The sequence below is a fragment of the Vibrio sp. 10N.286.46.A8 genome (assembly GCF_041470165.1).
GTDB classification, from domain to species: Bacteria; Pseudomonadota; Gammaproteobacteria; order Enterobacterales; family Vibrionaceae; genus Vibrio; species Vibrio tasmaniensis_A.
This window is the reverse complement of record NZ_JBFRLX010000108.1, coordinates 1-6484: the sequence shown is the minus strand read 5'-3', so window position 1 is coordinate 6484 and position 6484 is coordinate 1. Positions and strand designations below refer to the sequence as shown.

Below are 6484 nucleotides of genomic sequence, written 5' to 3'. Positions count from 1 at the left end.
ACTGGTGCTAACGATCCAGACTTTAACCTTAAGAGTGAGCCTGCGCTTATCTTACGTCAGTCTGGTCAAAACCACGTGTTTGCTTCTGTACTAGAAACGCATGGTTACTTTAACGAGTCTATCGAAGCCTCTGTAGGCGCTCGTGGCCTGGTTAAATCAGTGTCTGTTGTGGGCCATAACAGTGTCGGGACTGTTGTTCGCATTCAGACTACTTCTGGTAACACTTACCATTACGGTATTTCAAACCAAGCTGAAGACACGCAGCAAGCAACTCACACAGTTGAGTTCGCGGGTGAGACATACTCGTGGGAAGGGTCATTTGCTCAACTGTAAATGATTGACACATAGGCCGTTTAACGATGGCTTGTGTTGATGTGGTGCTTTGCGGGAACGAAGCGCCATATCATGTTCGATTGTAAGGGTGTTCGCATCTAAGTAACTGAACGAAATTAATGTCGATGACAAAGAATATCGGAAATAAGTCAAACCGAGTAACTCGTTGCGAGTTGCTCGGTTTTTTTATACGTGTGGTTTGAGGGGGAGATCGTTTGAATTAATTGGGTTCAATTTACATCTGATGTTTAGGGTTGATGACTAGGGGCTGTTGACCTTTCGTGGTTAAGTTTTGTTCGAGATAAAATCGTTTTAGGCGCGGCGAAGAGTATGTAGCCTAGTCATTCTAACCAAATATTCTTCAACAAAGCATAAAACGATTTTAGCCGAACCCTCGGGCAGCTCTTGTGGTTCATTTCTACAGCGTTATCGGCTTTTCATGTAGGCCAGCTACACGTCAAAGCCTCTTCCTTGTATAAATTTTCCACAAGATGCTGCAAAACCCAGCTCGAAAGATCAACAGCCCCTAAATTTAGAGAAACGTTCAATGCTGCAGCGGCGCATTGACAACGAAACGATTTAACAAAATGAACGTTGTTATCTGGTTCTGCGAGTATTGTTACGATAACTTCCAATAACTTTTAGTGCTTATAAGTAATACAATTGATGGTGTTGTATTGTCCGAAATTTATTACTTACTGGATAAGGTTGTTGAAAAATGACAGTGTTTTTGCCGCATTATTCTTGACTCAGCAAGTTCTTGTTGTGAGCTACTCTAGTACCTTTAGGGGGCAGGGAAAGGTGTCAGAGGCTTTGATTTATTGAGGGGAACTTTAAGAGTGTGCCTGACTCATTTTTCTTTGGTCAGAACGATAGGAATATACACTAATTAAACCTATCAAGCTTTATCTGTAAGTGATTTACTGATTCGTATCCGGTTAGATATTGTCGGATATGAAGGACGAAAGACTGAGTTGCTATCTGAATTGTCACTTATTAATCACAAGACCTATTCTTTGGGTTTATATGAGGCCAATTCGATAAGTGATGTCAGTATCCGCATTCGAAATTCATGCGCTGGATCACGCACGAAAGTCCTAAAACGGTTGCCTTAGCGGATTCGGCTAGTTATTATAATGAGCATATAATCATACAATAACATATTTGGAGTTGAACATGACTAAACCTGTAATCGGTTTCATTGGCCTAGGTCTTATGGGCGGCAACATGGTTGAAAACCTGCAAACACGCGGTTACCACGTAAACGTAATGGATCTAAGCGAAGAAGCGATGGCTCGTGTTACTGCTCGTGGCAATGCTACAGCTTTCACTTCCGCTAAAGAGCTTGCAGCTGCAAGTGATATTGTTCAGTTTTGCCTTACCACCTCTGCTGTTGTTGAAAAAATCGTTTACGGCGAAGACGGTGTTCTAGCGGGCATCAAAGAAGGTGCAGTACTCGTAGACTTCGGTACGTCTATCCCTGCTTCTACTAAGCAAATCGGCGCAGCTCTTGCTGAAAAAGGCGCGGGTATGATCGACGCACCTCTAGGTCGTACTCCAGCCCATGCTAAAGATGGTCTTCTGAACATCATGGCTGCTGGCGACATGGAAACTTTCAACAAAGTTAAACCTGTTCTTGAAGAGCAAGGCGAAAACGTATTCCACCTAGGCGCTCTAGGTGCTGGGCACGTGACTAAGCTTGTAAACAACTTCATGGGTATGACAACGGTTGCGACTATGTCTCAAGCTTTCGCTGTCGCTCAACGCGCTGGTGTTGATGGTCAGCAATTGTTTGACATTATGTCTGCAGGCCCATCTAACTCTCCGTTCATGCAATTCTGTAAATTCTACGCGGTAGACGGCGAAGAGAAGCTAGGTTTCTCTGTTGCTAACGCAAACAAAGATCTTGGTTACTTCCTTGCTCTTTGCGAAGAGCTAGGTACTGAGTCTCTAATCGCTCAAGGTACCGCAACAAGCCTACAAGCTGCTGTAGATGCTGGCCTTGGTCAAAACGACGTACCAGTAATCTTCGACTACTTCGCTAAACTAGAGAAGTAATCACGTCGTTTAGACACGGTTGGATAAAGAACCTGCTCATTTGAGTGGGTTTTTTTATGCTTGTTTTTAGACATTCTTGGAACGATATTTTTTAAGGAAGTGTATTTAATGAAGAGTGGGAAGAATGAAAACGGGTTTGTAGAGTTGGGTATCTGATTCGCTAATGTGTTGAACATGAACATAAGGATCAACTGGTGATATGAGATTATGAAATTACAAGGCGATGTTTGCCCAATAATTAGTATATAGACACACGTATTGTCAGGTATTGCTCAAAGAGGGCAATAACCCGAACGATAACCCACTCAACGCCATTTGATAATGAGGAATATACGGTGACTAGCAAGGTTACCATTATTGTTTACTAGGACTTAATGCAGCCTTATTCTTTATGGCGTAGCGAAATGTCTAGGCTCTTCGTTTGAGCTATATCGATCTAAATGAGATAAGCCTGAGACTACACAAGCAGTTCAGACATTTTCTCGGGACAGTAACTTTGTTACTTTTTGGTGGCGATCAGTCATACATCAATTCGTTGGCTTTGTTTGAGTCGAACTCTATCAATGACTTGCGAGCAAGATGTCTGAAGGGCAGCGCTTTTACTAGCTCTTCAAAGGGCTGAATGGCAAATGCCCAAAAGATAGAGCCGTCTAATCCAAAGATGATCAATGCACACAATGGAATTGAAATTACCCATTGACCAGTAAAGTTGATTTTGAAGACTGCGGTTGTTTTTCCTAGTGCTCTCAATACATTTCCATGGACTGTGTTGTAGCCACGAACAATCGGTAAAAAGATGTAGAGTGGGGCGATAACGGCCAACGCTTGATATGTAGACTCGTCCAAGTTCGGGTAAATGTCACCAATCACCATACTTAAGCCTGCGAACAAGATTGCACACACAAAAGAAATGACTACCGCAATATCAATGCTGGTATCGACGTTTTTGACTAGGTCATCCATCTTTTTAGAGCCAATCGCTTGGCTGATAGTAATTGCGGAAGAGTGAGCCCAAGCGGTAATAAATTGAGAGACAGCCCTAATCCAAGGCATCACCAAAGTAATCGCAACATACGCGTTGATGTTAAGTTGCGAATACAGTAACTGATAAATCGTTGCGCCAATCAACAGCATGGTTACATTTGCTGCGACAGGGAATATCTCGATAAAGTGACGGCGAACGTTTGTCATGAACTCTGATCGTTGGGCGTCTAATTTGAGTGAAATTGCTGAGCTGAAATACACGCAAAGAACCAGATACACAAGGCGAAGGGTGATAGCAATAACACTGCCTAGCGCGGCGCCTTGAACACCAATACCTTCGAAATTTGAAAAGCCGTGAATGAGCCCATAAGAAAGTACAGCGTTGATCGGCAATTCAATCAAATACCCTTTAAACGGTATCTTGGTTCTTCCTAATGCGTTAAATAGGGCGATAATCACTTGCGTTAATGCAGTGAAAATGACGAGATACTTTGAGATATCAAGGTAGTGGCTGATTTCTAAGTAAAGGGCTTTATCGTCGGTTAAGGCTTGAATTAAAGGCTGTTCTAAAAAGGTGAGTAGAAACCAAAATATTGTCGCGATACCTAAGTTGATGAACAGACCTGCCCAAAACGCTTTGGATAATGAAGCGGTGATGCCAGAACCTACGGCGCGGCTTAATACTAGTTGAGTGCCGTTTGCCAGCGCCATTTGAATACCGAGTACAAAGGCAACCATAGTCGTCGCAATTCCCATGGCAGCCAAAGGTATTTCACCAAGAGGAGAGACCAGCAGCGTATCGATCATCAACATCGACTGCATCAATATACCGTTTAGGGCTAGGGGCCAGGCGAGAGAGAAATTTTTCCTTACATACGATTGTGTAGACACAAACAACACCTTATGTGTGTAACCGTAAGTTTTCTCTGAGAGGACCCGAGTTCAACATTTAAAGATGAAACACTACGGTAATGGATGGTTAAAAATGGGCGCTAAAACTGACTGACTCGTGTATTGGGATACACGAGTCAGTCTGGTCAATCTTGGTTATGCGATGGCTAATTCAACCCTAGACAGCTTTTGATTTTCATCATCAAGTAAAGCTTGAGAGGCTATTCGAGCCTGATTCGCATTGCCTGACATAATCGCATCATATATCGCTTTATGCTCTTCTAAACAGAAGCGACCGCCTTCGGCAGAGTGGTCGATAAACTGTTTGAAAATCGTCGACAGAATGTTCGCGAACGGAATGTAAAACTGGTTACCCGTCGACAAGAAAATCGTTTGGTGAAACAGATGATCGTTGGTTGTCCACTCTTCATAATCAAAGCCATTTGCTGCGATGGTCATCTTTTGGAAAAGAATCGAAAGCTCTTTACGTTGCTCTACCGTAGCGTTGGATGCCGCAAGCGCACACGCTTCTGGGTCAATCGCTTTTCTTAAGCCTAAAAATTGAGATAAGAAGGGTTTGGTGTCTTCCAGATCTTGAATCCAATCTAGGAGTTGAGGGTCTAAAAAGTGCCATTGAGTACGTGGCCTGATATGAGTCCCCACTTTAGGTTTTGATTCGATAAGCCCTTTGGCTGAAAGTAGCTTTGTCGATTCGCGAAGTGCAGTTCGACTGACGCCAAAGACTTCACACAACTCCATTTCACTGGGTAATTTCTCTTTTTCTTTGAGCTCTCCCGACAGAATTTTACGCGCAATCTGTCGAGCCACTTGAACATGAATTCGGCGGCTTGAATCTGCCACCAATGAAAATATAGCCATATAAACCACCTCAGGCTGACGTATTAAGTATAAAAACAGCGGATAGATTTAAGTTAGCGCGACTTTAAGCTTGAGGGATAATGCTTGTAGCGGCTATCGAGTCAAACATCTACAGTCACCTATTATTTTTAATAAATCATACAATAACACCTAGTTCAATCAAGTGTACAACGATAGAAATGCGTCGCAGTGAAGGGGAACTCACAAGTTAAGGTGATTTTTGTGATGTCACGCATGCCAAAATTGCGTAAATAGGAACTATTTGTATGTATAAATAAGAAGGTACGACTGGTAGTGATAAGCTTCGAAAAGTTTGTGGGATTTTGATAGAACCATAGAGTATAAGGGAGCTCATGTTATTATCCCCCTCATTTGGTGCATTATACTTTCAGTGCTATAGTACGAGTTAAATAATACATATCTAATAAGTAAGTAGACTCATGGCAGAAACTTTCAAATCTATTTCAGGCTCTAAGCGAAGCCTTCATGTGCAGGTGGCACGTGAAATCGCTCGTGGTATTTTGTCGGGTAATTTACCTCAGGGTTCGATTATCCCTGGTGAGATGGCTCTGTGTGAGCAGTTTGGTATTAGCCGCACGGCGTTGCGAGAGGCGGTGAAACTTCTAACTTCAAAAGGCCTTTTAGAGTCACGCCCTAAAATCGGCACTCGCGTTGTTGATCGTGCATACTGGAACTTTTTAGATCCTCAGCTTATCGAATGGATGGATGGACTAGCTGATACCGATCAGTTTTGTCATCAGTTTTTAGGTTTACGTCGTGCGATTGAACCTGAAGCGTGTGCATTGGCAGCTAAGTTTGCAACTGCAGAGCAACGTATTGAATTATCAGAAATTTTCCAAAAAATGGTAGAAATTTCTAGCGAAGAAACGCTTGATCAAGCTCGCTGGTTAGATATTGATATGAAGTTCCATAGCCTTATCTTCAATGCAACGGGTAATGATTTCTACTTACCGTTTGGCAACATATTGACGACGATGTTTGTTAACTTTATTGTGCACTCTTCAGAAGAAGGCAGCACATGCATTAACGAACATCGCGCAATATACGAAGCCATTATGGCAGGCAATAGTGATAAAGCACGCCAAGTTTCGGCAAGTCACTTGCAAGAATCAAACCACCGATTGCCTGTAACAAGCTAACTGAAAGCACTTGATGTGCCCTTACAAATTTTAAAGCACGCATTTAGCGTGCTTTTTTGTATCTGTATTTTTATGTTTCTGACATTGCACTTCTTATTCTGATCTCTAAAACTTGATCAATTCTGCTATTCAACCTAAAAATCAACTCGCAACTCGATATATTAATTATATAATAATAC

The 6484-nt window shown here is 42.3% G+C and carries 4 protein-coding genes and 1 pseudogene; 3 read left to right on the top strand and 2 right to left on the bottom strand.

Going from position 1 to position 6484, the window contains the following annotated elements; genetic code table 11:
- Both AB4232_RS11985 and AB4232_RS11980 read left to right on the top strand, forming a co-directional pair.
- A pseudogene (locus AB4232_RS11985) lies at positions 1-333 on the top strand (chondroitin lyase); the annotation flags it as partial.
- Between the two features lie 1176 nt (positions 334-1509).
- On the top strand, positions 1510-2391 hold the full coding sequence (locus AB4232_RS11980; protein WP_012603741.1) for an NAD(P)-dependent oxidoreductase: 882 nt from the start codon (positions 1510-1512) through the stop codon (positions 2389-2391).
- Between the two features lie 516 nt (positions 2392-2907).
- Here the strand turns inward: AB4232_RS11980 and AB4232_RS11975 are convergent.
- Entirely contained in the window at positions 2908-4275 is a 1368-nt protein-coding gene (locus AB4232_RS11975) for an MATE family efflux transporter (protein ID WP_017099070.1), read from the bottom strand.
- 147 nt (positions 4276-4422) lie between these two features.
- Positions 4423-5145, bottom strand: a complete 723-nt coding sequence (locus AB4232_RS11970; protein WP_029222931.1) for a FadR/GntR family transcriptional regulator — start codon at positions 5143-5145, stop codon at positions 4423-4425.
- Positions 5146-5585: 440 nt separating this feature from the next.
- Here AB4232_RS11970 and AB4232_RS11965 point away from each other — a divergent pair, with 440 nt between their 5' ends.
- A complete protein-coding gene (locus AB4232_RS11965; RefSeq protein WP_009846525.1) occupies positions 5586-6305 on the top strand; it encodes a FadR/GntR family transcriptional regulator in 720 nt (239 codons plus the stop codon).
- The last annotated feature ends 179 nt before the right edge of the window (positions 6306-6484 follow it).